Here is a 24,701-nt window from a genome sequence, read left to right as displayed (position 1 = left end):
GTGCGTTAAGTCTCGCCGTCACGGTTTCAGCCGGAGAACAGCCTAGCCGACCAGTGCGGCAATACCGGCTTTGGCAATCTGCGCGTCTTCCGCCGACTTCACGCCCGACACGCCCACCGCGCCAAGGCACTGGCCATCAATCATGATTGGAACGCCGCCCTCCAGCATGCCTTCCAGGCGCGGCGCGGTGATAAACGACATGCGCCCGTTGTTGATCATGTCTTCGTAGATTTTGCTTTCGCGGCGACCCAGTGCGGCAGTGCGCGCCTTGGCTGGTGCGATGTCGGCCGAAATCGGCGCGGTGCCATCGAGACGCTGCAACCACAGCAGATGACCACCGTCGTCAACGATCGCAATCACCACTGCCCAGTTGTTGGCGACTGCCTCGGCTTCGGCAGCAGCGGCGATTTTTTTGACATCATCGAGGGACAACATTGGCTTGGTAAGCATCACAACTCCTGATCGAAAAGAGCCCCGATTGTACGACAGCCGTGTGTCAATTTGCGACACGAAACCACATATCTGGATGTTTCAAAAATAGAAATGTTGACAAGACGTCACGCGGCAATACCTTTTGACAGGGTTTATTGATTCAGTTACCTTGTTTTCTCACTCCGATTTCAATCTTATTTTGCCGACAACTTTCCAATCCTTCCTGTGTATTCGCCGCGTCTCAGCCAGCGCCCTGCTGATGTGTGCGTGCGCGCTGCCGGGCTCGGCAATGGCGGCAGACATTACCGACCCGCCGATGAATGTGGCACTGGCAAAATTGCAGGACTTCGGCAGCCGGGCGTCCGAACTGGCCATGAATGCATTTGGTTTGATTGGGATCAAGTATCGGATGGGTGGCAATACACCGGAGAATGGACTCGACTGCAGCGGTCTGGTGCAGTACGTATTCAAGCAAGCGTGGGGTGCAACCCTGCCGCGCACCGCCGAAGAAATCAGCCGCGTTGGCGAAAAGGTCGAGAGCCGGGAATTGCAACCTGGCGACCTGGTGTTCTACAACACGTTGCGCCGCGGCTTCTCGCATGTCGGCATTTATTTGGGCGACAACAAATTCATTCACTCGCCCTCGGCAGGTGGTCAGGTACGGGTCGAGAGCATGGAAATCGGCTACTGGAAGAGCCGCTTCAATGGCGCGCGTAGGATCACTGCTCCAGAACATCAATAACCCGCGCCGTTCAGTGCAAACCGCCTCGCCATCGAGGCGGTTTTTTATTGCTCGCGACGCAGCTTGAGTTTTTGCCGCAATTCGGCCAGCACCGCCGTCGTGGCCTGCTCACCAGCCAGGATCGCCAGATTGCGTCCGCCGAAATCGCTTCCCTTCATCGAGCCCAGCCCCGGGCGAATGACGATGTCGGCGTCCTTCAACTCAACCCGGTTGATGCTTTGTCCCATGATCGCGAACGTCTGCATCAGCACATCCAGTGAGCTTGATGCCGCTTGCGCGTCCGGCTGAGTGGAAATATTCACGGCGATCACGAAGTCAGCACCCATCTCGCGCGCAAAGCGCACCGGCACCGGCGACACCAGGCCGCCGTCGACATACGACCGCTCGCCGACGCGCACCGGCTGAAACACCCCCGGCACCGCCGACGATGCGCGCACCGCCAGACCGGCATTGCCCTTGCGGAACAGGATCGACATGCCGCTGTTGAGATCGGTGGCGACCGCGCCAAATGGCAATTTGAATTTTTCGATCGTTACGTTATTGACCGCCTTGTTGACGTAATTCTGCAGCGCCTCGCCCTTGAGCACGCCGCTGGCTTTGGCGAACAACGGCACACTCCAGTCGGAGATGGTGGCTTCGTCCATGTCGAGCGCCATCCTTTGCAGCGCATAGCCATTGTTCCCGGCCGCGTACAAGGCGCCGACCAGACTGCCGGCACTGGTGCCAACCACGATATCCGGATAGATGCCCTGCGCTTCGAGCGCCTTGATTACGCCAATGTGGGCGAAACCGCGCGCCGCGCCGCCACCAAGTGCCAGCCCGATCTTGATCGGGTGGGCCGGCTTGATCACCGATACCGGCGCCGGGACGGGGACAGGCGCCACCGGCGTGACCACCGGCGTCGTGCTGCAGGCACCCAGCAAAAGGGTAGTCAGGAGAAGCCGGATGCTGCGGGGGACGGGAAATGCCATGAGTTCAGTCAACCAGTGGATGCGGAGCGCTCGATCATACAAGCAATGCGGAAAGGCAAGTGGGTTCCGGGTTCAATGGCACAATCGGGGCCTTGTGCAACCAACCGGATTTCTTGATGGCCCGCCTCCCCTACGCCGACCCGTCCCACCCCGCCATTGCGCCATTGGCACAACGCATCGCCGCCGAGCGCGGCGGCAAAATGATCAACCTGTACAAAATGCTGCTCCAAAGCCCGCCCGTGGCGGACGGCTGGCGGCAATTGCTCACGGCGATTCGCCAGCAATGCGACTTGTCGGCGCGCTATCGCGAACTGGCGATCTTGCGCATTGCAGTATTAAATGAGGCCGACTACGAGTTCGCGCAGCATGTCCCGTTTGCGCTGGCCGAAGGCTACACCACAGCGCAGCTGGACGCCTTGCGCAGGCCGGATTTTCGCGCGCATTTTGACACCGTCGATCTCAAGGTAATTGACTATACCGATGCAATGACCACCACGATCCGGGTGCCGCAGGCGGTGTTCGACGCGATCAATGCGGAGCTAAGCCAACGCGAAATGGTCGAGCTGACCGCCACCATTGCGGCGTACAACATGGTCTCGCGCTTTCTGGAAGCCTTGCAGCTGGATCACGACGCCTGATCAACCGGCTGGGGATGATGCACGGCGTTGGACGGAAACTTCACCTTGAACAGACTGCCCTCGCCCTGCGTCGACTCGATCACCAGTGCCGCAGAGTGGCGCAACAACACGTGCTTGACGATGGCCAGACCGAGCCCGGTGCCCTTGGTCTCGCGCGAGCGGCTTTTGTCGACCCGATAGAAGCGCTCGGTCAGCCGCGAGATATGCTCCGGGCGAATGCCGATGCCATTGTCCTGGACAATGAATTGCGGCCCGGAGTTGGCTTCGATCCAGCTGATCTTGATGGCGCCGTCGGTCGGCGTGTAGCGCACGGCATTGGAGACCAGGTTGCCGAACGCACTGCGCAATTCGTCGGTGCTGCCATTGATATCGGGGCCGTCGACATGCAGCGTAATGGTGTGCTTGCCGGCCGACAGCGCCTCGGCTTCCTGCTGGATCTGCTCCAGCAGCGAATGGATCGCGACGCGCTCCGGGCGCATTGGATAATCGACCGATTCCAGCCGGGTCAGCGTCAACATGTCCTCGACCAGATTCTGCATGCGCTGGCCCTGCTCGGCCATCAGTTTCAGATGCGACATGCGCGTCTGTGAATCGAGATTCGGCTGCAGGTAGGCGATTTCGAGAAAGCCGTTGATGACCGTCAGCGGCGTGCGCAATTCGTGCGAGGCATTGGCGATGAAATCACGCCGCATCATTTCGATCCGCTCCGATTCGGTGGCGTCGTGCGTGACCAGAATCTGGCGGCGATTTTCGAACGGGATGATTTGCAGGATCAGCTTGCGATCCTTGAGCGCCAGTATCAGCGGCTGCTCATAGCGTCCCAGGATGATGTAATCCATGAAATCCGGATTGCGGATCAGATTGGTCACGCGCATGCCCTCGTCGCGGTCCAGCTTCAGCCCGAGGTGGCGCTCCGCGGCCGGATTGCACCATTCGAGAAACAGCACGTCATCCATGATGACCACACCGTCGGGCAGCAGGCTCATCGCCTGGCGAAACCGCGCCAGCCACTCAATGAGCTCGGTCTGGTGTTTTTCATCATCGCGGCGCATCCGGTACAGGCGCGAGAAGACGTCCGTCCAGGCGCCCCAGCCATCCGGCAGACGGGCGCTGTCGGGATCATCCAGCCAGCTATTGAGGCGATACAGGTAGCTCAGCTGCATCAAGGCGATGAACGCGAGTGCCAGTGCGGCCGCGACGAGGCCGGAAATGCTGCCGAAGAAGAAACCGATCACGCTCGACAGCATCAACACACCAAACAACCGCAGCATTGCCGGTAACCAAAACGCCAGCCTGGAATTCATTGAGGGTCTTTATTTTTCGGACAGCATATAACCAACACTGCGGACGGTGCGAATCAAATGCTCGGCTTCCTTCAACGCCTTGCGCAAACGCAGCACATGGACGTCGACGGTGCGCTCTTCGATCACCACGTGATCGCCCCACACCTTGTCGAGAAGCTGGGTACGGCTGAACACACGTTCCGGATGCGCGAGGAAAAATTTCAGCAGCTTGAATTCAGCGTGACCGATATCGATCTTCTGGTCGGACAGGCTGACACTGCAACTGACCGGGTCGAGCGTAACGGTGCCGGCGCGCATTAAATTCTGGGCGTGCTCCGGACTCTTCCTGCGCAACAGTGCCTTGATGCGGGCGGTCAGTTCACGCGGCGAGAACGGCTTGGTAATGTAGTCGTCGGCGCCATTGTCGAGGCCGGCGATCTTGTCTTCTTCCATCGTCTTGGCAGTGAGCATGATTACCGGGACTTCATGCAGTTGCCGATCCGTGCGGATGCGCGACAGCAAGCGCAATCCGGTCTGGTCCGGCAACATCCAGTCGAGCAGGATCAAATGCGGCGTGCGGCGCTGAATGAATTCCCAGGCCTCTGCGGCGGTATTGACCGCCATCGAGTTCCAGCCCGCTTCCCGCAAGGTGAAACTGACCAGCTCGACAATGGCGGGTTCGTCTTCGACAATCAGGATCGTGGTTTTATCAACAGCCATAGTCCGCGGTCATTCGTCCAGGTCAGCCGTACTGGCGTAATCGGAATGCCGGATATCCTTGCCTTCGACAATATAGATGACGTATTCGGCGATATTCTTGGCATGATCGCCAATCCGCTCGATCGCTTTGGCGACCCACAGGGTGTCCAGCGCCGAGGAAATGGTGCGGGGGTCTTCCATCATGAAAGTGATCAGGCTGCGCATGATCGAGCGGAATTCATGGTCGATGACCTCATCCTGTGCGATCAAACGGAGTGCCTGTTTCGAATCGAGCCGGGCAAACGCATCCAGCGAATCGTGCAACATGTCGGCGGCACTGTTGGCGATGACACGCACGGTTTCGTAGTGATTGATGATCATGGCGCCGCGCTCCTGCATGCTGGCGGTGGTGCGGGCGATCTTTGTGGCTTCGTCACCAATGCGCTCCAGATCGGTAATGACCTTGACCGTTGCCATCACGGTGCGCAAGTCATTGGCCGTCGGCTGACGCCGCACGATCAAATGGCTGCATGTGTCATCGAGCTGGACTTCGAGCTTGTTGACGCTGTCATCACCCTTGACCACCGCAAAGGCCATTTCGACATTCCCGGTGCGAAACGCCACCATGGCGTCGCGGAACTGGCTTTCGACCAGGCCGCCCATGAGCAGAACCTTGGAACGGATCGATTCCAGATCCGTATCGTATTGCTTTGAAGAGTGTTCACCGGTCATCAAAATTCTCCTGAACTGTTTTGCCTGAGGCTCTGTACGAAAACAATCAACCGAAGCGACCGGTGATGTAATCCTGCGTTTCTTTTTTTGCCGGGTTCATGAAAATCTGATCTGTTTCACCAAATTCCACCAATTCGCCCAGATACATGTATGCAGTGTAATCCGAGCAACGCGCAGCCTGTTGCATGTTGTGCGTCACGATCGTGATGGTGTAGTCGGTTTTGAGCTCGCTGATCAATTCCTCGATCTTGGCTGTCGAGATCGGGTCGAGTGCCGAGGTCGGCTCGTCGAGCAACAACACATCCGGTTTGACCGACACCGCGCGCGCAATGCACAAACGTTGCTGCTGGCCACCCGACAGGCTCAGACCGCTCTTGTTGAGCTTATCCTTGACTTCGCCCCACAGTGCGGCCTTATTGAGCGCCCACTCGACGCGCTCGTCCATTTCTCCCTTCGGCAGGTTTTCGTACAGTCGCACGCCGAACGCAATGTTGTCATACACCGACATCGGAAACGGCGTCGGCTTTTGAAACACCATACCGACCTTGGCGCGCAGCATATTGACGTCTTGCCCCGGGTCCAGGATGTTCTTGTCGTGGTACAGGATCTTGCCTTCGGCGCGCTGCCCCGGGTACAGGTCGTACATTCGGTTGAGCGTGCGCAACAGAGTCGATTTGCCGCAGCCGGACGGGCCGATGAAGGCCGTCACTTTTTTCTCATGAATATTCAGGTTGATGTTCTTCAGGCCTTGAAAATTGCCGTAGAAAAAATTCAATCCTGAGATGGCGATGGTTGGCTTTTGGTCAGCAGCGTTGGGATTCGTCATTGGAGATCAAGCCTTGATTTTTTGATTGAACAGCGTGCGCGACAGGATATTCAAACCCAACACGGTGAAGGTCACCAGCAATGCGCCTGCCCAGGCGAGGTCGCGCCAATTATCATACGGGCTCATCGCAAACTGGAAAATGACAACGGGAAGATTGGCCATTGGCGCATTCATATTGGCACTGAAGAACTGGTTATTCAGTGCGGTGAACAGCAGCGGCGCGGTTTCGCCGGAGATGCGCGCCAAGGCCAACAGTGCACCCGTCATGACACCCGCCTTGACCGCACGCAAGCGCACCAACGTCGCCACTTTCCAACGCGGCGCACCCAGGGCAAAGGCCGCTTCGAGCAAACTGTTCGGCACCAGTTTGAGCATGTTATCGGTGGTGCGGACCACCACCGGGACGGCGATCAAGGAAATCGCAAACGTCCCCGCCCAGCCGGAAAAATGTTTGACGTTGGCGACATAAATCGCATACACGAACAAGCCAATCACGATCGACGGCGCCGACAACATGATGTCGGTGACGAAACGCGTGACTTGCGCGAACCAGCTGCGCTCGCCATATTCGGCCAGATAGATTCCGGCGAGGATGCCGATCGGCGTGCTTACCGCTGTGGCAATGCCGACCATTAGCAAACTGCCGACGATCGGATTGAGCAGACCACCTCCCTCACCACCCGGCGATGGCGTGGTTTCGGTGAACATGACCAGACTGAGCGAACTGAAGCCCTTGATCAGCAGAGTAAAAAGGATCCACATCAGGAAGAACAAGCCAATGGCCATCGCCAGAAACGACAGGGCGATACCAATGCGATGAACCCACAGACGTTGGCGGTAAATTGGATTCATGCGGAACCTTCCTTTTTCTCCATGTTGTGCAGCATTATCTTTGCCGCTCCGAGAACCACGAAAGTAATGACGAACAGAATCAAGCCGAGCGCGAACAGCGATGCCATATGCAGTGTCGATTCTGCCTCGGCGAATTCATTGGCCAGGGTTGACGCGATACTGTTGCCCGGCGCGAAAAGCGACCACGACAAATTGTGCGCATTTCCGATCACGAAGGTGACTGCCATCGTTTCGCCGAGGGCGCGGCCCAGTCCCAACATGACGCCGCCAACCACACCGGTCTTGGTGTAAGGGAGCACCACCTTGCGCACCACTTCCCACTTGGTGCAGCCCAGTGCGTACGCCGATTCCTTGAGCACTTCGGGCACGACTTCGAAGACGTCGCGCATCACCGAAGCGATGAAGGGAATGATCATTACAGACAGGATCAAGCCTGCGGTCAGGATGCCGATCCCCATCATCGGTCCCTTGAACAAGGCACCGATGACCGGCACGTTCCCGAGGGTCGCAGACATGGCCGGTTGCACGTAATCGGCAAAAATGGGCGCAAACACGAACAGGCCCCACATGCCGTAAATGATGCTCGGGACACCCGCGAGCAATTCAACCGCAGCACCCAGCGGTCGACGCAGCCAGGTGGGGCAGATTTCGGTCAGAAAAAGGGCAATGCCAAAGCTGAGCGGAAATGCGATCAGCAACGCAATAAACGACGTGGTCAGCGTGCCGACAATGGCGATCAGCGCGCCGTATTTGTCGTTGACCGGGTCCCACTCGACGGTGGTGATGAAAGCCGGCCCGAATTCCTTGAACGCGGGCCAGGCTCCCATCATGAGAGAAATGATAATGCCGACCAGCACCAGCAAGACGCTAAAGGCAAAACCGAACGTAATTTTGTGAAAAATGAAATCCTGCAGACGCTGCTTGCGCATCGTGACCGCCATCCGCTTTGCGGCCAGTATCGCTTGCGCGAGATCCTTGTCCTGCTCCGGGGTCGACATCGATAAGGTAGAAATATTTGCGCTCATAATTGTGGCACTCGATGTAAGCGACTTCGGATGAACACCTGACGGCGTTCATCCGAAGCTGCGAGTATTACGCGAAAATCAACCTTGACTTACCAGATTGCCTTGCCTGACGAATCCTTCAACTGCGCTTTCCAGACGTCTTCGATCGACTTGGTCAATGCGGTTGGCAGCGGGACGTAATCGAGTTCGGTCGCCATGGCGGAACCATTTTTGAAGGCCCAATCAAAGAACTTCAACACTTCCTTGCCTTTGGCAGCATCAACTTGAGATTTGTACATGATGATGAACGAGGCGCCAGTGATTGGCCACGTGATCTTGCCAGCCTGGTCGGTCAGCACGACGCCGAAGCCCGGCGTCTTCGCCCAGTCAGCACCGGCAGCCGCTGCCTTGAAGTTATCGTCATCGGGCGACACGAACTGGCCGTCCTTGTTCTTCAATTGCGTGTAGGCCATCTTGTTTTTCTTGGCGTACGCGTACTCGACATAGCCAATCGAATTCTTGATGCGCTGCACGTTGGCGGCGACGCCTTCGTTACCCTTGCCGCCCACACCCACTGGCCACTTGATCGCCGTACCGGCGCCAACGGTGGTTTTGAAGTCAGCATTGACCTTGGACAGGTAGTCCGAGAACAAAAAGGTCGTGCCGGAACCGTCAGCGCGATGCACAACCGTGATATCGTCAGCGGGCAGTTTGACGCCGGCGTTCAATGCGACGATTTCCGGAGCATTCCATTTGGTGATTTTGCCGAGATAGATACCGGCGATGACGTCGCCGGTCAATTTCATCTGGCCTGGCGCGATGCCTTCGAGATTGACGACCGGGACTACGCCGCCGATGATTGCCGGGAACTGCATCAGGCCATCAGCGTCAAGATCTTCGATTTTCAGTGGCATGTCGGACGCGCCGAAGTCGACGGTCTTGGCCTTGATCTGCTTGATACCGCCGCCCGAACCGATCGATTGATAGTTCAAGCCATTGCCGGTGGATTTTTTGTAGGCTTCAGCCCATTTTGAATAGATTGGGTAAGGAAATGTGGCACCGGCACCCGTCATGTCAGCAGCAACTGCTGTGGACAGAACCATGACCGCACCGGTGGCGAGCACCGCTACTGATTTGAGAATTTTGTTAAGTTGCATTAAGAGCTCCTAGGGTGGCTAATGTGACCCGCCGTACTCTAACCAACAAATATGACAAGTAGATGACGGTGCAAAAATAGCATGTCATGAAGTAAAAAGACGGCAAAATGTGTGTCATTAACTTGTCACCTTTGCTCCCTACACTCACGTCACCATAGCCGGATGACAACTGACGAAACAATGACCCTAATTGCAAAGACTGGCGACACCGCTGACGCCATCCCGGTGAACGAGTCAATTTTGCTCAATCGCGAACTGTCACAACTGGCCTTCAATCGCCGTGTGCTGGCGCAAGCCGAAGACCGCAGTGTGCCGTTACTGGAGCGCTTGCGTTACCTGTGTATCGCCAGCAGCAACCTTGATGAATTCTTTGAAGTTCGAATCGCCAGCCTGTTGGCCAAGAGCAGGCTGGAAGGCGATGCACGCGAATCGCCGGCCCTGACCGCGGCACTGGAACTGACCAGCACCGAATGTCACGACATCGTGCAACAACAATATCGGGTGCTGAATGAAGACGTGCTGCCGGAATTGTCGGCCGAAGGCATTCATCTGTTGCGCGACCAGGACCGCAACGAAGCCCAGCGCGCCTGGGTCAAAGCTTACTTCGAACGCGAGGTGCGGCCATTGCTGACACCGATCGGGCTTGATCCGGCGCATCCGTTTCCTCAGGTAGTCAATAAGAGTCTCAATTTTATTGTCGAGTTGTCCGGCAAGGATGCCTTCGGACGCGGCACCGCGATCGCCATTCTGCGCGCACCCCGCGTGCTGCCAAGGGTGATTCGACTGCCCGACGAACTCTCGACCAATGGTGGCGTCGCGTTTTGTCTGCTTTCGTCCATCATCCACGCGCAAATCACCGATTTGTTCACGGGCCGCGAGGTGATCGCCTATTCTCAGTTCCGCGTCACGCGCAACAGCGACCTGTGGGTGGACGAGGAAGAGGTCAAGAACCTGCGTCAGGCATTGCAGGGCGAGTTGCAGGTGCGCCAGTTCGGCGTTGCAGTCCGTCTCGAAGTGGCCAAAAGCTGCCCGGCGCATCTGTCACAGTTGTTGCTTGACCAATTTTCCATCAACAAAAATCGTCTGTACGCCGTGGATGGCCCGGTCAACATGGTCCGGCTGTCGGAACTGCTGGATCTGGTGGATCGCCCGGCCTTGCGGTTTCCGCCTTTCACGCCGCGCTTCCCGCCGCAGCTGGCAAATGGCGACCTGTTCGCCTATCTGAAAAAACAGGACGTGCTGCTGCATCACCCGTTCCAGTCATTTCAGCCGGTCGTCGAATTTATTCGCACTGCGGCACTGGACCCGAATGTGCTCGCGATCAAGCAGACCATTTATCGCACCGGCATGAATTCCGATCTGATGGAATCGCTGATCATCGCGGCCCAGCGCGGCAAGGAAGTCACCGTCATCGTCGAACTGATGGCGCGTTTCGACGAAGAAGCCAACATCAACTGGGCCGACCGGCTCGAACGTGTCGGCGCCCAGGTCGTGTATGGCGTGGTGGGATTGAAAACCCATGCCAAGCTGGCGCTGGTGCTGCGCCGCGAAGAAGGCCAATTGCGTTACTACGCCCACATGGGTACCGGCAATTATCATCCGACCACCACGCGCTTCTATACCGACTTTGGCCTGCTGACCGCCAATACCGCGCTGGCGGCCGAGGTCAACGAGATCTTCATCCATCTGACCAGCCTGACCAAGCCGAAGAAGCTCAACCATTTGTGGCTGGCGCCGTTTGCGTTGCAAAAGGAATTCATCAAGGCGATCCGCAACGAGGCGGCCATCGCGCGCGCCGGTCGCCCGGGTCGCATCATCGCCAAGATGAACGCCCTGCTCGACGAATCGGTGATCCGGGCGCTGTATGCGGCTTCGGCCGATGGCGTGAAGATTGATCTGATCGTGCGCGGCGCCTGCGCGCTGCGCCCTGGCGTGGCGGGCCTGTCGGACAATATCCGGGTACGCTCGATCATTGGCCGCTTCCTGGAACACAGCCGGATCTATTACTTCCGCAACGACCTGGCGCATGACGTGTACCTGTCCAGCGCCGACTGGATGAACCGCAACCTGTTTCGCCGCATCGAAGTGGCGTTTCCGATCCTCGATCGCACGCTGAAAAAACGCGTCATCGCCGAGGGCTTGAATCCCTACCTGAAAGACAACACGCACTCGTGGGAACTCGATGGCGATGGCGTGTATCACAAGCGCAAGCCACGCGCCAAGCAAGCGCCGTTCAGCGCGCAGCAGTATCTGATGCAAACCCTCGGCACCCCACCTGACGAGGCACGACGCTAATCCCATGGACCTGATCTTGTGGCGGCATGCAGAAGCAGAAATCGGCGAACCGGATGACGGTCGCATGCTGACCGCCAAAGGCCACAAGCAGGCCGGCAAGATGGCCGAGTGGCTGGACCGCAATCTGCCCAACGGCTGCCGCATCCTGGTCAGCCCGGCCACGCGTACGCTGCAAACCGCCGAGGCACTGGGACGCCGCTTCAAGATCCACCCCGCCCTGGCGCAGGACGCTACCGCAGCGTCCTTGCTGGAAGCGGCCAACTGGCCCGACAACCGCGAACCGGTGGTGCTGATCGGCCATCAACCGACGCTGGGCCGGGTCGCCGCGCTGCTCATCGGTGGCAGCGAACAGGACTGGACCATTCGCAAGGGCGCGATCTGGTGGATTGCACAGCGCGAACGCGGCGACGTCACCACCACCTTCCTGCGCGCCGTCATGAGCCCGGAACTGATCGTCAAGTAGCGCTCACAGCGCGAGCGACACGAGGTGCAGCAGCACGCCGACCAGTCCTCCGACGACGGTGCCGTTGATACGGATGTATTGCAGATCCTTGCCGACATGCAGCTCGAACTTCTGCGCCACGGTTTCGCCATCCCATTGCGCAATCACGCGCTCGACCAACTCGGCAATCGCGCCGCGCCGCCGCACGATGGTCTCGGTAGCGAACTCGCGCAGCCACAGATTGAGTTTGTCGCGCACCAGCACATCGCCTTCGAGCGCCGCGCCCAGCCCATGTACCGCCTGCGCCAGGCGCGCGGCGATGCGCGACTCGGGCGACGCCACATCGGCCAGCAAGCGGCTGCGGACCTCCTGCCAGACGTTGTCGATATACGTTGAAAAAACCGGGTGCTGCAGACCCGAGGACAGCAACGCCGCGATCTTGGCTTCGTAGTCGTCCGACGTGCGCAAGTCGGCGATCAACTCCTCTACCGCCACCTGAAAGCGCGCACGCCATTCGCTGTCGTCGTGCTTCATTTCCTCCAGCACGCTCGACAACCCCGCCAGCAGCCGTTCGAAAAAGCGGTCATCGAAGGCACGCGGCATCCAGCGCGGACTGTTGTCGTGGATCTTCTGGCGAATGAAGGCCTGGTTCTGTTCCAGCGCATTGGCCACCATCACCAGCAAATGATCAAACAGCTCCTGATGCCGGCGGTCGGCCACCAGCAATGACAGTACCTCGGCCAGCATCGGCGCGAACCGCACCTGGCGCATCAGGCTGCCGAGGCGTTCATGGATGAAGCGGTTGATGTCGGCATCCTCGACCAGCCGCAGCAGCGCAGGAACCACCGCGGCAAGCTGCCGGCCCACGGCCTTGCTGTTGTCGTCGTGCGCCAGCCAGCGCGCCGCGGCGCCGGCAAAATCGATACGTGCGAATTCGCCGGCGACGACTTCGCGCGTCATGAAGTTGTGTTCCAGGAAATTGGCGACGCTGGCGCCGATGCGGTCCTTGTTGCGCTGGATGATCGCGGTGTGCGGGATCGGCAATCCGAGCGGATGACGAAACAGCGCGGTCACGGCAAACCAGTCCGCCAGCGCGCCCACCAGCGCCGCCTCGGCAAAGGAACGCACGAAGCCCACCGCCGGGTGCACGCCTTCGTAAATGCGCGCCGTGACGAACACCACTGCCATCAGCGCCAGCAAGCCAGTGGCGATGCGACGCATTTTATTGAGGGCAGCTAGTGGGTCGGTCTCGTGCATCCAGGGATTGAGGGGGTGCGGATGAAAAAAGGGGATGGTTTATTTTCGGAACCAATCCGACAAGGCGACTACTCATGAATCAATTCGCGCTCAGAGGATACCTCACCCGGACCATGGTGGCGCGATCGGAGACCACACTTGACTCGGAAGGCACATCCATGAATTCTCTGGCACGGCTTTTTTTTCGCGGCAGCATGTCACCGACACCCAGCGAGGCCGAGTCAATTGCCAATCGTGCGGCGCAGACCGGTCCCGCTACTCCCACACGCAATGCCGCCGCGCGTGGGTACGGCCTGTCACAGGTTACCGTAGCCGGCTGGTACAACTCCACCACGTTTACCGCCAACACGCTTAACCCCGAGCCACGCCGCCTGGCGCAAAGACCCACCACCTCGACACGGGCAGCGCCAACATCCGAGACCTATTTTCAGCCGTGCCACAGACGGTCGGGAGCATTGCCAGCGCAGCTGTCCAAATCGATCCACGAGAGCACCACGGGCGATGCCTGGATTCACCATCTGCGGGAAGTGAGATCGATCAGGTACGCCGATACCAACGATGCCACCGCACGCGCTGCGGCGCAAAACGACCTGGCCGACTGGATGAGGGATATCTGCCCGCCAACCACCACGGATAACGAAAAAATGGTGCTGGCCTTGAGCCTGGAGGCCGCCTGCAATGCGGTCAGGAACAATGCGGTCACGAAAAACGACCGGAAGCGCGTTCCGGTGCGCGATGTCATCGACGCACTGAACCATTTGAACCAGACCGACATCCGGGAATGTATCCAGACCGCCAGGCGCAAGGGTCACGACGAGGAAACCAGCGCGGCAGAAAATCTGGCCTGGCGCATCGCGCAGAAACTGGCGGCGACGCAAACAGGCTTTGGCTTGCTGAAAAAAATATCGGCGCCGACGCGCGAGTTGGGGGGGAACAGCGGCATTCGGCAGGATGCCAATGTGCGCACCTTTCTGAACGCCGCCGATCAGCTCCTGACCGAGCATGGGCGGCAGGTCGATATCAAGGCAGACCCGAACGCATTGATGGACTATTGTTTCCGACAAATTGAAACGCCCGACCTGCCGGCCAATACCCTGTTGATCACGGGGCTGCCCGCCATGCAGCGTGCCTGCAAGGTGGAAGCGACAGCGACACCGGAAACGGCAGCTGTATCCGACACGGCAGCGTCCTGCGCATGGAATCAGTGGGCTGGGGCTACGCAGGAGGCGCTGGACCTTGCCACGGATAATTGGGCAGGATACCTCGGCAACCCTGGCAGCCTTACCGACCAGCGAGCCGAAACCTTTTTACATCAACGCAGGACGTTACAAAGAAACCGGCAGCGCCAGCTCGATCTGGAAAAACAATTCGCATCCTCGGCGCACGCCTTGCGCAATGGTTTCTACTCCAACGCGCCGGGGAGCAAATGGCAGGCCGTGCGCAAGCGCCAGAACAAGGTGGCGGTCTGGGCCGAGCGTGGCAAAAGGAGTCATGAACAGTTCCGCCTGACGCGTCATAAATCACCCTTCAAGGGCACATTGAGTTTGCCGGTGACGACCCCCATCCTGCATTGGGAAGCCATGCGCAAGACGCTCGGCATCATGGAAACGGAGCTGTGCGAGCATGGCGGGCTTAAAGGACACCAGGACGACACCGGTGAAATCGATGTCTACCCGGACTATGATTTCGCGACCGACCGCACCAACGGATTGGCTCACCTCCAATCCGCCGTCAAGTACCAGTTCATCAGAGACTGGCGCGCCAGCTTCATGGGCGATGTGCTGAATCTGCCTGCGCATGACGAAAGACAGCTTGCAAAGCTGGTCGAGGAAGTATTGACACGTTTCGGCGATAATTCGGAGAATTTCAAGAAAGCCGTCCACACCGTTGCAACCGCCTTCAATGAGGCGTTGACCCCCGAGCGGCTGCAAAGTTGGGCGCAGACGCTGAATTTCAGCGAAGCGTCCGTGGAGAATTCACCCGATGCAGCCCGGCGCGCGCGCTACGGCGAATTTGCCGAGGCGATGCGATATCTGGTTCCCGACCAGGATTTGTCGTTGCCAAGGTTGACGCGTCACGCCGCCGTCAGCGGAAGCGCCCCCGACGGCAACCCGACGCCGCCGCCCTCCTCGCCCGCAAACTTCGACGAGATCTTCAAGCAAGTCAGCGACATGCGCCTGGGTTCGACGCTGAGCCTGTCGAATGGCAACACCTGGGGTCTGAGCCTGTCCGGCATCGTCAACAATGGCGCCGCATTGGCGAGCGTCGCGGGCGTTCCTGTCGCGCCACGGGTGATTGGCAGCGCCACCGTTGGCCGGACCGCCGTGGTGAACGCCGGTATTACAACGCCGGGCGGCGTGCTGGTGGTTGGCATTCAGGACGACAAGGGCGTGCGCGCCGGCGGCGGCGCGACTGCCGGCTGGCTGCCATTTGCCGACGCCAATGCCTCCGTTGGCGCCGGCATGACCGCCGACCTGACACTCGGCGCTGACTATACCAACCTGAAGGAGGCCGTCATCTATCGCTTCAATCGGCTGGGCCCGGGCGACACCGGGATCGACGGCAAAGCACCGGGCCTTGGCGGTGACGCCGCCCTTGCCGCACGCATGGCGGCACTGCTCAAGAAATTGATGGAAGGACCCAGCAAGCCGGCCGATGACCCTGAGTACCGCTCCCTGGAAGAAGAAATTGCCATCGACTTTCCCGACGTATCGATTGGCTTTCTGGAGCATGCCGATACCACCACGCGCGATCTCAGTGCGCGCGGCCGCTTCACCGGCTCGGTTGGCGCCAGTCTTGGCAGCGGCGCCTATGCGCTGGGCGCCAGCATTTCGACGGCGTTCACCGGCACATGGCGACGGGCGCGCAATCGCGAAAACTTCGGCGTGACAACCAATCCCCAAAAAATTGATGGCCACCAGCTGTCCGGCACCGTGAGCGCGGCAGGCACCCTTGCACTCGACTCAACCGAAGGGCAGGCGGCAGCGTCCTTTGCCGAGGCCAGCGTGTATCCACCGCAGGCGGAAATCGGCGCGCTGACGCTGGAAGTCTATAAAGGTGGCGAACTCACGGCGTTCCAGACAGTCGTGCACAACGACGAGGTCAAACCCACCAGCTACTTGTTGAAGTCGTATCGCAATGCGGACGACCTGGCAAAGTACATTGCACCCAACATCAACGCCTGGAGCAACCGACTTGCGCGCCGCAAGCATCCCGCCCTCTACGGCGCCGACAACGGCGATGACAACGAAAGGACCTGGGCGGTGCAGCACGAAGAGGCGACGCTGAAACGCTACCTCGACAATGCGCTGGAGAACGCGAACCAGAACACAAATTACGTTGCATTTCTGGAAATCGCGCCGGAACTGGTCCCGCAAATCAATGGGCTTCTTGATCTGAAAAAGGCAGCGGAACTCAGCGGAAACCACCAGCACGCCACGCAATACGAAAAGGCCGCCAACGCCTTGCTGCATGACGAAGACAGTTATCTGCCGGCGTTCCTTGTCGATATCGAGACCTGGCGGGTAGCGCGTGGGTTGAAGTTCAGCCTGGGTCTGTCCTGGCGCGAGGCGATGGGCATCGCCAAAACGACGTCCGGCTTCATCTAGCCAGGCGCCGCTGTTGTCACGGTGTGTCTTGAATACCAGCATGACGTGTCATGGCATCGCGCCAAACCAACACCATAGCTTCTTCAAAGCAATAGTTCTTGAAGGTTTTGTAACTGCGAGTTACTCTAAAATAACCGATTGTCACTGCAACGACTGATGCGTTAGCACACTGCATCCATATCACGTCGCCCTGTCTGGAAGAATGGTTCACATGCCCGAGTCTGATCGTCCCCTGCTGCTGTGCATTGCCGCCGACTCCCTGCTGCTACGCGTGTTGCGTGCCGGCGAAGCGATGGCGGTCCAGCTCGCGCAAGTGCAAGTGGCCGACATCGAACACATCCTGGCGCGTCATCCCGGCGCGCGCTTCCTGGTGTGCCAGGACGACGGCGAGTTCGCCGGCATTGTCGCCCAGTGCGAGCGCCGCAGGATCTCGACGCAGGCAGCGCTGGTGCGACTGGTCGACGGCAGCGACTATGCCACGTGCGTTGCCACGGCCAGCGTTTGCCGCGCCATCAACATTCCGGCCAGCGACCACCGCCTGGCGGAAATACTGCAGCAATTGCTGGACCGGTCCCCTGCCGCGCTGCCGACCGACGACGCCGAGGACAGCAGCGTCGAAGCGCGCAAACCGAAACCGCTGGCCGAGCCGACGTCGCTGCAGGCAACGCCCGATTTTCCGGGCGCAGCCTTCGCCCCCGTCCACGCCGCGCCCGTCATCGCCGACGTCAACCATGAAGTGTATGCCACGGCGCGCCGCATCGCGCCCGCCGACGTCGATGTCGTGCTGGTGGGGGAAACCGGCACCGGCAAGGACTGGCTGGCTCATTACATCCACGATCACTCAGGCTCGCGCGGACCGTTCATTGCGGTGAACTGTCCCGCCATTCCCGAAACCCTGGCCGAGGCCGAGTTGTTCGGGGTCGATGCCGGGGCCTACACGGGCGCCACGAAAAGCCGCGCCGGCCGCATCGAATCGGCCAACGGCGGCACGCTGTATCTGGATGAAATCGACAGCATGCCGCTCACGTTGCAGGCCAAATTGCTGCGCGTGCTGCAGGATCGGGGCGTCGAACGGGTTGGCTCGACGGTATTCCGGCAGCTCAGTTTCCGGGTCATTGTGTCGACCAAGACCCCACTGGCAAAACTGGTCGAGCAGGGCAAATTTCGCACCGACCTGTATTACCGCCTGAGCGTGGTCGAACTGGCCTTGCCGCTGCTGCGTTCGCAACCGGCGCGCGCGCTCGATCTATTCTGGCGTTATGTCGAACACGCGCAAACCCGCTACCGCACGACCACCGCAAGCGCGGTCAATCCCGCCGTCGAGGCGCAGATCCTGGCGCATCGCTGGGAAGGCAATATCCGCGAGTTACGTGCCGCCGCGCAGCGTTACGCCTTGGGCTTTCCGGTGATTGCAGGCGATGACACCGCCTCGCCGGGCAGTTCACTGAAAGACTTGCTGCAGCGGTACGAGCGTGCGCTGCTGGTGGCGGCGCTGGAACGGTGCCAGCGCAATGTGGCGCGTGCCGCACGGGAGCTCAGCGTCGAACCGCACGTGTTGTATTACAAGCTCAAGACCCTGGGAATTCACATTGCCGCGCGCAGCGACCAGGAGGCGGCGCCAGCGGGCAACCCGGCCCTGCTGACGATTGGCCGGGTCGAGGCTCGCAGCAAACCGCGCACAGCCCGTTAGTGGCCCGCCGGACGATAGATCCGGTTCTGCTGGAAGGCATTGCGGCGCAACGCCGGATCCGCGCCCTTGTTGAGGCTGACCAGACCCGCCAGCGTGGCAGACGATGACGCCAGTGGCGCCGGACAGGTGCCATTGGCGCGATATTGCAATGCGGCCGCCAGGCGCCCTTCGGCCGGATTGCCAAGTGCCTTGGTGAAGTCGTCGGCCACCGCGCAGCCGGGCAGGCTGTTGGCCGCAGCATTGCTTCCGGCCGGCACGAAACCATCCGCGTAGTCGCCATAGCCGACCTCATTGACGCCCTTGAACTGGATCGTGAAGTAGGTCGTGCTGCAGTTATCCTGCGCAAAGAATCCATACGGCTTGCCACAGGTGGTGCCGCCGACCTGAATCACCGTGACGCCGACCCCGCGCAAACCGTTGATGATGGCCTCGCTGGCGGAGCAGGTGCCGCTGCCGGTCAGGACAAACACCCGCGACAGGCCAAGCTGCGGCAGGCTTTGTCCGGACGCCAGCGAAAACCCCTGGGTGGTGGAATGGAACGGCGTGGTCTTGTCGGCGTCGCTCAGGCCAAACGGATTCTTGCTGTTGAAGGTGAGTTTTTCAAACACCTTGCCGCTGGTGGCGGTCGGCCCCGCAATCATGTACGCCAGCTCGCTGGCAATGTCGAGATAGCCGCCGCCGTTGTAGCGCAAATCCAGCACCAGATCGGACACGCCGGCGCCACTGTTGGCTGCCTTGAGCTGATTGACAGCGGCCACCAGCTGGGCTTCGGCGGTGGCGATGTGGTCGTTGAACAGCATGTAGCCAACGCTGGCGTTCGGCGCTGGCAAGGTGCCGACGTTTTGCACCGGCACCGAGGTCACCGTTGCCGCCGTCATCGTCACGGTGCGTGCAACGGCGCTGCCGATGTCGAGCACCTGAAATACATAACTCTTGCCGGCGACCGGCGAAAACAGCGCCTCGTTGAGCGTCGCCGTATCGCTGCCGCTGGCGACATCGACGCCATTCACGCTGACAAATTGCGCGCCGCGCGCGATGCCGTTTTGCGCCGCCGTGGAACCGGGCGCGGTGAACGCGACCACTGCCTTGCGCGGCGGTGTTGCGCTGACCAGCGCGACTTCAAAACCAAAGCCGAGGCTTTCCCCGGCGCCCGCCATTGCGGCCCATTCGCTGCTGCGGTAGGTAAAGTGGAACTGATCCTTGGGCTTGCCGGACGCGGTATTGGCCGTGCTGCGCTGGCTGTTGAAATACGCATCGACCACATCGAAATTATTGGCCAGCGCCATGCTGCCGACAGCATTGGTGGAGGGTGAAATAAATGGCACCGTGGCCCCGACCACATACGACGCCGCCCGGACCGGCGCGACTTCGTCGAACCACAAATAGGTTTCGTTGACGTAGGCGCGAATCCACTGCTTCTCCAGCGTCAACGAGCCCTGGGTGTCGCCATACAGCCGGCCGCTCAGCGGATCGACGGTATTCGCCGGCCGCGGCGCTTCGCACTGTTTCTCGACACTGGCCGACATCGGTGGCGGCGCGGTATCGCTGGCCTCGGGCGCCGTGGCGCTGGCTGGCGGGTTGCTGGCCGTGTTGGTCGAGCCTGAACACACCGCCGCGCTGCCACTGCAGGCACCGGGTGTTCCGCCGCCACCGCCGCAGGCGGACAACAAAGCGACAACCACCAGCGATACCAACCATGATTTCTTGTTCATTTTTTCTCGCCCGACTGAGTCAACACCGATGAAAGTCTTGCTACTTTTCCCCGCCAGATATTAACGCGCTTTCGGCATTCCTCGAAAGTAACATCGTGCCGCCTCATCGAACAAAAAACAACGACGAGCGCCCATTCAAATGCGAAAACCTTCTAGAACCGAATAGCGGTGACGAACACCCATGAGTCCCAACTGTAGTTTTTTTCAACGAGGAATGGTGTCATGTTCAGTACCGCAGCAGCAGTTCGTCCCCCCGTCGCCCGCGATGATTCTTTTCGCGCAGCACCCCAAACCTGGCAGGAAGCCGCCGCAGCATTGGCGACACCGGCCGTACCCGCGATTCGGCTGGTGCCGCGTCCCGGCTTGCTGCAACGCACCTTGCAGCAGGACGCCACGCGTGCGCGCGACACCAGCAGTCTTGCGGACACGGCGCTGGCCCCTGCCACGCGGGAGCAGGCCGTTGCCGCACTGCGTGCCTTGCCGGCCACGCCGCGCTCGCCGCTGGCACTGGAAATCGAAGCCGTTTTCAAGAGCCACGCGATGGTGCGCGGCTTCACCGACTCGCCCGAGCTTCATCGCGCCGTCGATGCGATGGCAGCGAGCGGTCAAATCACCCTGCCGTATTTCCATGGCTTCGCCGAGAACCCGCAGCTGCAGCCACGCGAACAGCGCAATCTGGCTGCACTGCGCGCGTTGCAGGATGCCTTGCCGATACCGGCGAAGATCGTCGTGATCCTGGCCGATGCGCATGCCGAACATAATGAAATCCCGCCTGAAATTCATGTGCCGTATTATCAATCGGTGCAGCAGCACGCCGCCGGCCTTGGACTGGAAACGCGCCATCTGAGCGAGATGCTGGCAACCCTGGCCGTCACGCCGGAGCAGATCGCAGCGCATGGCCGCAGCGTGATCCAGGTGCCGAAGGAGAACGATCCCGCCAGACGCACCATCCCCGGGTCCGTGAGTGCAGGATTGAAAAAGCAGGCCGGCGCCTTGTGCAGCCGGTTCCCGAGCGTGTTCGAACCGAAACATGCAGGACTGTCAGGCAAGGCGCGTGAACGCATGATCGAGAACAAGGCCAAGGAGTACATGTACTTCCGGGCCGGCGAAGAAGCCATGTTGCTCAACCGGCTGCCCGAATTGTTCGGACCGGGCGTGATCGCGGCGCATGTGGCCGACCCAAACAGCGCCGGACTGCTTGGCGTAAAGGGCCTGTATCTGAAGGCCCCCAATGACGATGGCGAACTGGTCAACGGCGTGCCGTGGGGCGCCAATACCCGTCCGCTCGCCGCCACGGGTGCCGCTGAAAGCAACACCACCGAAGCAGCGCCGGCCGAGAAAAAGGGCCAGCAACGCAAGGCGACGAAACAGCAGGCCGGTGCTGGCGAGTCGGAGGCAAAGCCGCTCACCGCAAAGCAATTGGAGAAGCGCCGACGCGCCGAAGAATGGCAAGCAAAACGGCAGCAGGCCAAGGCGCAGTCGCCCGAGCGTAGCGCGGCTGCGGTGCCTGCTGCGGCTCCGCCAGCGCCTGCAGCGGCGCTAGCCGAAGCGCTCGCGCCGCCGGCTGCACCGCAACTGCCAGCAGTCAACGTCAGCCAGGAAGAGGAAGGCGCCACTTGCCGACCTTGCGATATCGGCTGCACGACAAGCTGACGAGGATACAAATTGGTGGCCCGACCAGCGCAGTCAGGCCGGGCCGCCTGACAAACTGCGACGCCCCAATTTTCCCGCCAGCACGGCACACAATGCCGACGGCACCAACAGGCACCAGAACCCGAACAGCAGATACCCGAGCGCGCCGCTGGCTGCGCCGAGCAGGAACGCCAGCATCGACGGCCACATTTTCTGCAGACGCTTGCGCTGCACCGCGCGCTCCGACGCGTTCGCCGAGGTGGTCCAGAGCTGCATGACGTCAATGGTGGCCTGGGTCACATTGCCGGTCATTACGGTGGTTGGCGGCATGGCGCCCAGCTCCAGCCGCATCAGCGCGTTCTGCAATCCCATCGCGGCAATCATGGTCGTACCGATGGCGATGGCGTTGATGTCATCGGCGGAAACCGGTGCGCCGGTGCGCATCGCAATCAATGCCGCTGCCAGCAACAATCCCGCCTGAACACCGAGCAGTGGCGTGAGCGCGGAGCGTGCGCGTCGCTTGAGCCAGTTGGCCAGCAACACCGACAAGGCCACCGCCAGCACGAACACCGGCAGCGACAGCAGCTTGGCGATGACCTCGCCGTTGTGATTGACCAGTTGCGCGCCCATCAGCACGAAGTTGCCGGTGACGTGCGCCGTAAACAGCCCGAACAGGCCGACAAATCCGGCCGTGTCGACAAAGGCCGCGACATAGCTCAGCAATGCGGCGTCCAGCGCCGAGCCGGTGGCCTGGTCGGGGCCCTTGGCCGGTGTGACGGGAGCGGGCGTATCGATTGGCATGGGCGGGATCATGACACGCCCCGCATCATGCGGCCCAGCAGGAACAGCCCAGTGCACCCCAGAAGCGCTCCCGATCCGCGCTCGGACTGCTTCCCGCCGTGCCGTGCGCATGTCCGTGCACACCGCAGGCCGCGCTGCACTGGCACGCCTTCAATGCGCTGGCCTGCAGCAGGGCACGTTGCTGCTGCTCGGCTTTGGTTGCCTTGTAATAGCCAGCGCGGCTGCGCGCCGGCGACCAGTCCGGCATGGCCGGCGGCGGCGGCGCATCGTGCGCGGCGAATTGGTCGGCGGCGTACACGATGCGTCCGCCGACGATCGTCAGCGAGGCCACGATGTGGCGCAGCGCTTCCTCGTCGACGCTGAAATAGTCATCCGACAGCAACACCAGGTCGGCCAGCTGACCGACCTTGATCTGTCCCTTGCACCCCTCTTCGCCGGAAAACCAGGTGTTGGCTTGCGTGTAAAGCCGCAGCGCGGTCTCGCGGTCGATCAGATTCGCGGCCGGATACATCCGGTGCCCACCCAGCGTCTTGCCGGTGGTCAGCCAGTAAAGCGCATTCCAGGGATCGAAGCTGGCCACGCGAGTGGCGTCAGTGCCGGCGCCGACCGGCACGCCCAGTTCCAGCATGCGCTTGAAGGGCGGCGTGCGTTCGACCGCCGCCTGGCCATACTGGGCAATGAAGTATTCGCCCTGATAGGCCATCCGGTGCTGAATCGCAATGCCGCCGCCGAGTCGGCCGACCCGTTCGATATTGTGGTCGCTGATGGTTTCCGCATGATCAAAGAACCAGTGCAAGCCGTCGAACGGGATCTCGCGATTGACCTTCTCGAACACGTCGAGGGCCCGGCCAATCGATTCGTCGTAGGTCGCGTGCATGCGAAACGGCCAACGCCTGGTCACCAACAGACGCACCACCGCTTCCAGTTCGGGCTCCATGCCGGCCGGCAGCTCGGGTCGCGGTTGCCGGAAATCCTCGAAATCGGCGGCCGAAAACACCAGCATTTCACCGGCGCCATTGTGCCGATAAAACCCGTCGCCCTGCCCCGGCGTAACCAGGCCGGTCCAGCGCGAAAAATCGGCCAGCTCCTCGTGTGGTTTTTGCGTAAACAGGTTGTAGGCGATGCGCACGGTCAGTTGATCCTTGGCATGCAGTTCCTCGACCACCTTGTAATCGTCCGGATAATTCTGGAAGCCGCCGCCGGCATCAATCGCGCTGGTCACGCCGAGCCGGTTGAGTTCGCGCATGAAGTGGCGGGTCGAATTGATCTGGTACTCGAACGGCAGTTTGGGTCCGGTCGCCAGCGCCGAATACAGCAGCAACGCATTCGGTTGCGCCAGCAGCAAGCCGGTTGGTTCGCCGGAAGGGCCCTTGACGATCACACCGCCGGGCGGGTTGGGGGTGTCGCGGGTATAACCGGCGGCGCGCAACGCCGCCGCATTGAGCAAGGCCCGGTCGTACAGATGCAGAATGAACACCGGTGTATCGGGCGCCACCGCGTTGAGTTCGTCCAGGGTTGGCAGGCGCTTTTCGGCAAACTGGTGTTCGGTGAATCCGCCGACCACCCGCACCCATTGCGGCGCCGGGGTTTTGTCGACCTGCTCCTTGAGCGCACGCATCGCATCGGCCAGCGACGGCATGCCGTCCCAGCGCAGTTCGAGGTTGTAATTCAGGCCGCCCCGGATAATGTGGATATGCGAATCGATCAAGCCCGGAATCATGCGTCGCCCCAGCGCATCGATGACGCGGGTCGCAGGCCCGGCCAGGCGCATCACATCGGCATCCTCACCGACTGCGCTGAACTTGCCATTACTGATGGCCACCGTGTCGGCGACCGGATTCTGCCGATCGAGCGTGCTGATGCGGGCGTGTCGAATGATCAGGTCGGGGACTGCGGTCATGGAGCACTTTCGGTCAGGGTGAGCGTGG

At 60.5% G+C, this 24,701-nt stretch carries 20 protein-coding genes; 7 read left to right on the top strand and 13 right to left on the bottom strand.

Translation table 11 applies throughout. From position 1 onward, the window contains the following. Positions 1-42: 42 nt before the first annotated feature. Positions 43-450, bottom strand: coding sequence for a GlcG/HbpS family heme-binding protein (locus RCH09_RS02510; RefSeq protein WP_326939456.1), 408 nt, complete (start codon positions 448-450; stop codon positions 43-45). Between the two features lie 271 nt (positions 451-721). Between RCH09_RS02510 and RCH09_RS02505 the strand changes: the two genes are divergently transcribed. Continuing rightward, positions 722-1,174 carry a C40 family peptidase gene (locus tag RCH09_RS02505; RefSeq protein WP_326939603.1) on the top strand — a complete coding sequence of 151 codons (453 nt, stop codon included), beginning with the start codon at positions 722-724 and terminating at the stop codon, positions 1,172-1,174. A gap of 44 nt (positions 1,175-1,218) precedes the next feature. On the opposite strand, the gene RCH09_RS02500 is transcribed toward RCH09_RS02505, so the two are convergent. Next, the gene (locus tag RCH09_RS02500) at positions 1,219-2,145 is read right to left on the bottom strand and encodes a patatin-like phospholipase family protein (protein ID WP_326939455.1); all 927 of its coding nucleotides are present in this window, start codon (positions 2,143-2,145) and stop codon (positions 1,219-1,221) included. A gap of 116 nt (positions 2,146-2,261) precedes the next feature. Between RCH09_RS02500 and RCH09_RS02495 the strand changes: the two genes are divergently transcribed. After that, complete coding sequence (locus RCH09_RS02495; protein WP_326939454.1) at positions 2,262-2,783, top strand: carboxymuconolactone decarboxylase family protein; 522 nt, start codon at positions 2,262-2,264, stop codon at positions 2,781-2,783. Here the strand turns inward: RCH09_RS02495 and phoR are convergent. From phoR to pstS, 7 genes are all read right to left on the bottom strand, one after another. Next, a complete protein-coding gene (phoR, locus tag RCH09_RS02490; protein ID WP_326939453.1) occupies positions 2,771-4,087 on the bottom strand; it encodes a phosphate regulon sensor histidine kinase PhoR in 1,317 nt (438 codons plus the stop codon). The genes RCH09_RS02495 and phoR overlap by 13 nt on opposite strands. A 9-nt stretch (positions 4,088-4,096) precedes the next feature. Further along, complete coding sequence (gene phoB / locus RCH09_RS02485; protein ID WP_326939452.1) at positions 4,097-4,786, bottom strand: phosphate regulon transcriptional regulator PhoB; 690 nt, start codon at positions 4,784-4,786, stop codon at positions 4,097-4,099. A gap of 9 nt (positions 4,787-4,795) precedes the next feature. Continuing rightward, positions 4,796-5,497 (bottom strand): phosphate signaling complex protein PhoU, encoded by a 702-nt coding sequence (gene phoU, locus RCH09_RS02480; protein WP_326939451.1) that lies wholly within the window; start codon positions 5,495-5,497, stop codon positions 4,796-4,798. Between the two features lie 46 nt (positions 5,498-5,543). Further along, positions 5,544-6,323, bottom strand: a complete 780-nt coding sequence (pstB, locus tag RCH09_RS02475) for a phosphate ABC transporter ATP-binding protein PstB (RefSeq protein WP_326939450.1) — start codon at positions 6,321-6,323, stop codon at positions 5,544-5,546. A gap of 6 nt (positions 6,324-6,329) precedes the next feature. Beyond that, the gene (gene pstA, locus RCH09_RS02470) at positions 6,330-7,175 is read right to left on the bottom strand and encodes a phosphate ABC transporter permease PstA (RefSeq protein WP_326939449.1); all 846 of its coding nucleotides are present in this window, start codon (positions 7,173-7,175) and stop codon (positions 6,330-6,332) included. Beyond that, complete coding sequence (pstC, locus tag RCH09_RS02465; protein WP_326939448.1) at positions 7,172-8,200, bottom strand: phosphate ABC transporter permease subunit PstC; 1,029 nt, start codon at positions 8,198-8,200, stop codon at positions 7,172-7,174. Before pstC ends, pstA begins: the two co-directional genes overlap by 4 nt. An 89-nt stretch (positions 8,201-8,289) precedes the next feature. Beyond that, complete coding sequence (gene pstS / locus RCH09_RS02460; protein ID WP_326939447.1) at positions 8,290-9,336, bottom strand: phosphate ABC transporter substrate-binding protein PstS; 1,047 nt, start codon at positions 9,334-9,336, stop codon at positions 8,290-8,292. A gap of 180 nt (positions 9,337-9,516) precedes the next feature. On the opposite strand from pstS, the gene ppk1 reads away from it, so the two are divergent. Together ppk1 and RCH09_RS02450 are read left to right on the top strand one after the other, a co-directional pair. After that, positions 9,517-11,631 carry a polyphosphate kinase 1 gene (ppk1, locus tag RCH09_RS02455; RefSeq protein WP_326939446.1) on the top strand — a complete coding sequence of 705 codons (2,115 nt, stop codon included), beginning with the start codon at positions 9,517-9,519 and terminating at the stop codon, positions 11,629-11,631. Between the two features lie 4 nt (positions 11,632-11,635). Continuing rightward, positions 11,636-12,094 carry a SixA phosphatase family protein gene (locus RCH09_RS02450; protein WP_326939445.1) on the top strand — a complete coding sequence of 153 codons (459 nt, stop codon included), beginning with the start codon at positions 11,636-11,638 and terminating at the stop codon, positions 12,092-12,094. Positions 12,095-12,097: 3 nt separating this feature from the next. Here the strand turns inward: RCH09_RS02450 and RCH09_RS02445 are convergent, their stop codons facing one another. Further along, on the bottom strand, positions 12,098-13,330 hold the full coding sequence (locus tag RCH09_RS02445) for a DUF445 domain-containing protein (protein WP_326939444.1): 1,233 nt from the start codon (positions 13,328-13,330) through the stop codon (positions 12,098-12,100). A gap of 158 nt (positions 13,331-13,488) precedes the next feature. Between RCH09_RS02445 and RCH09_RS02440 the strand changes: the two genes are divergently transcribed. Continuing rightward, positions 13,489-16,938, top strand: coding sequence for a hypothetical protein (locus RCH09_RS02440; protein ID WP_326939443.1), 3,450 nt, complete (start codon positions 13,489-13,491; stop codon positions 16,936-16,938). A gap of 211 nt (positions 16,939-17,149) precedes the next feature. Continuing rightward, on the top strand, positions 17,150-18,628 hold the full coding sequence (locus RCH09_RS02435) for a sigma 54-interacting transcriptional regulator (RefSeq protein ID WP_326939442.1): 1,479 nt from the start codon (positions 17,150-17,152) through the stop codon (positions 18,626-18,628). Here the strand turns inward: RCH09_RS02435 and RCH09_RS02430 are convergent. Further along, complete coding sequence (locus RCH09_RS02430) at positions 18,625-20,340, bottom strand: S41 family peptidase (RefSeq protein ID WP_326939441.1); 1,716 nt, start codon at positions 20,338-20,340, stop codon at positions 18,625-18,627. The genes RCH09_RS02435 and RCH09_RS02430 overlap by 4 nt on opposite strands. 222 nt (positions 20,341-20,562) lie before the next feature. On the opposite strand from RCH09_RS02430, the gene RCH09_RS02425 reads away from it, so the two are divergent. Continuing rightward, positions 20,563-21,993, top strand: a complete 1,431-nt coding sequence (locus tag RCH09_RS02425; RefSeq protein ID WP_326939440.1) for a hypothetical protein — start codon at positions 20,563-20,565, stop codon at positions 21,991-21,993. A 33-nt stretch (positions 21,994-22,026) separates the two neighbouring features. Here the strand turns inward: RCH09_RS02425 and RCH09_RS02420 are convergent, their stop codons facing one another. Together RCH09_RS02420 and RCH09_RS02415 are read right to left on the bottom strand one after the other, a co-directional pair. Further along, positions 22,027-22,773: a YoaK family protein gene (locus tag RCH09_RS02420; RefSeq protein WP_326939439.1), complete on the bottom strand. Its 747-nt coding sequence runs from the start codon at positions 22,771-22,773 to the stop codon at positions 22,027-22,029. A 25-nt stretch (positions 22,774-22,798) separates the two neighbouring features. Further along, positions 22,799-24,673, bottom strand: coding sequence for an amidohydrolase (locus RCH09_RS02415; protein ID WP_326939438.1), 1,875 nt, complete (start codon positions 24,671-24,673; stop codon positions 22,799-22,801). Positions 24,674-24,701 lie beyond the last annotated feature (28 nt).

It is taken from the genome of Actimicrobium sp. GrIS 1.19 (assembly GCF_035984655.1).
Lineage (GTDB): Bacteria > Pseudomonadota > Gammaproteobacteria > Burkholderiales > Burkholderiaceae_D > Actimicrobium.
This window is presented reverse-complemented; position numbering and strand designations above follow the sequence as displayed.

Bases quoted from the DNA above. Each gene is read 5' to 3' on its own strand.
- pstB (WP_326939450.1), bottom strand. From the start codon at position 6,323: ATGACGAATCCCAACGCTGCTGACCAAAAGCCAACCATCGCCATCTCA.
- ppk1 (WP_326939446.1), top strand. From the start codon at position 9,517: ATGACCCTAATTGCAAAGACTGGCGACACCGCTGACGCCATCCCGGTG.
- RCH09_RS02435 (WP_326939442.1), top strand. From the start codon at position 17,150: ATGCCCGAGTCTGATCGTCCCCTGCTGCTGTGCATTGCCGCCGACTCC.
- phoU (WP_326939451.1), bottom strand. From the start codon at position 5,497: ATGACCGGTGAACACTCTTCAAAGCAATACGATACGGATCTGGAATCG.
- RCH09_RS02510 (WP_326939456.1), bottom strand. From the start codon at position 450: ATGCTTACCAAGCCAATGTTGTCCCTCGATGATGTCAAAAAAATCGCC.
- pstS (WP_326939447.1), bottom strand. From the start codon at position 9,336: ATGCAACTTAACAAAATTCTCAAATCAGTAGCGGTGCTCGCCACCGGT.
- pstA (WP_326939449.1), bottom strand. From the start codon at position 7,175: ATGAATCCAATTTACCGCCAACGTCTGTGGGTTCATCGCATTGGTATC.
- RCH09_RS02425 (WP_326939440.1), top strand. From the start codon at position 20,563: ATGTTCAGTACCGCAGCAGCAGTTCGTCCCCCCGTCGCCCGCGATGAT.
- RCH09_RS02415 (WP_326939438.1), bottom strand. From the start codon at position 24,673: ATGACCGCAGTCCCCGACCTGATCATTCGACACGCCCGCATCAGCACG.
- RCH09_RS02420 (WP_326939439.1), bottom strand. From the start codon at position 22,773: ATGCCAATCGATACGCCCGCTCCCGTCACACCGGCCAAGGGCCCCGAC.
- RCH09_RS02445 (WP_326939444.1), bottom strand. From the start codon at position 13,330: ATGCACGAGACCGACCCACTAGCTGCCCTCAATAAAATGCGTCGCATC.
- RCH09_RS02500 (WP_326939455.1), bottom strand. From the start codon at position 2,145: ATGGCATTTCCCGTCCCCCGCAGCATCCGGCTTCTCCTGACTACCCTT.
- phoB (WP_326939452.1), bottom strand. From the start codon at position 4,786: ATGGCTGTTGATAAAACCACGATCCTGATTGTCGAAGACGAACCCGCC.
- RCH09_RS02495 (WP_326939454.1), top strand. From the start codon at position 2,262: ATGGCCCGCCTCCCCTACGCCGACCCGTCCCACCCCGCCATTGCGCCA.
- RCH09_RS02440 (WP_326939443.1), top strand. From the start codon at position 13,489: ATGAATTCTCTGGCACGGCTTTTTTTTCGCGGCAGCATGTCACCGACA.
- phoR (WP_326939453.1), bottom strand. From the start codon at position 4,087: ATGAATTCCAGGCTGGCGTTTTGGTTACCGGCAATGCTGCGGTTGTTT.
- pstC (WP_326939448.1), bottom strand. From the start codon at position 8,200: ATGAGCGCAAATATTTCTACCTTATCGATGTCGACCCCGGAGCAGGAC.
- RCH09_RS02430 (WP_326939441.1), bottom strand. From the start codon at position 20,340: ATGAACAAGAAATCATGGTTGGTATCGCTGGTGGTTGTCGCTTTGTTG.
- RCH09_RS02505 (WP_326939603.1), top strand. From the start codon at position 722: ATGGCGGCAGACATTACCGACCCGCCGATGAATGTGGCACTGGCAAAA.
- RCH09_RS02450 (WP_326939445.1), top strand. From the start codon at position 11,636: ATGGACCTGATCTTGTGGCGGCATGCAGAAGCAGAAATCGGCGAACCG.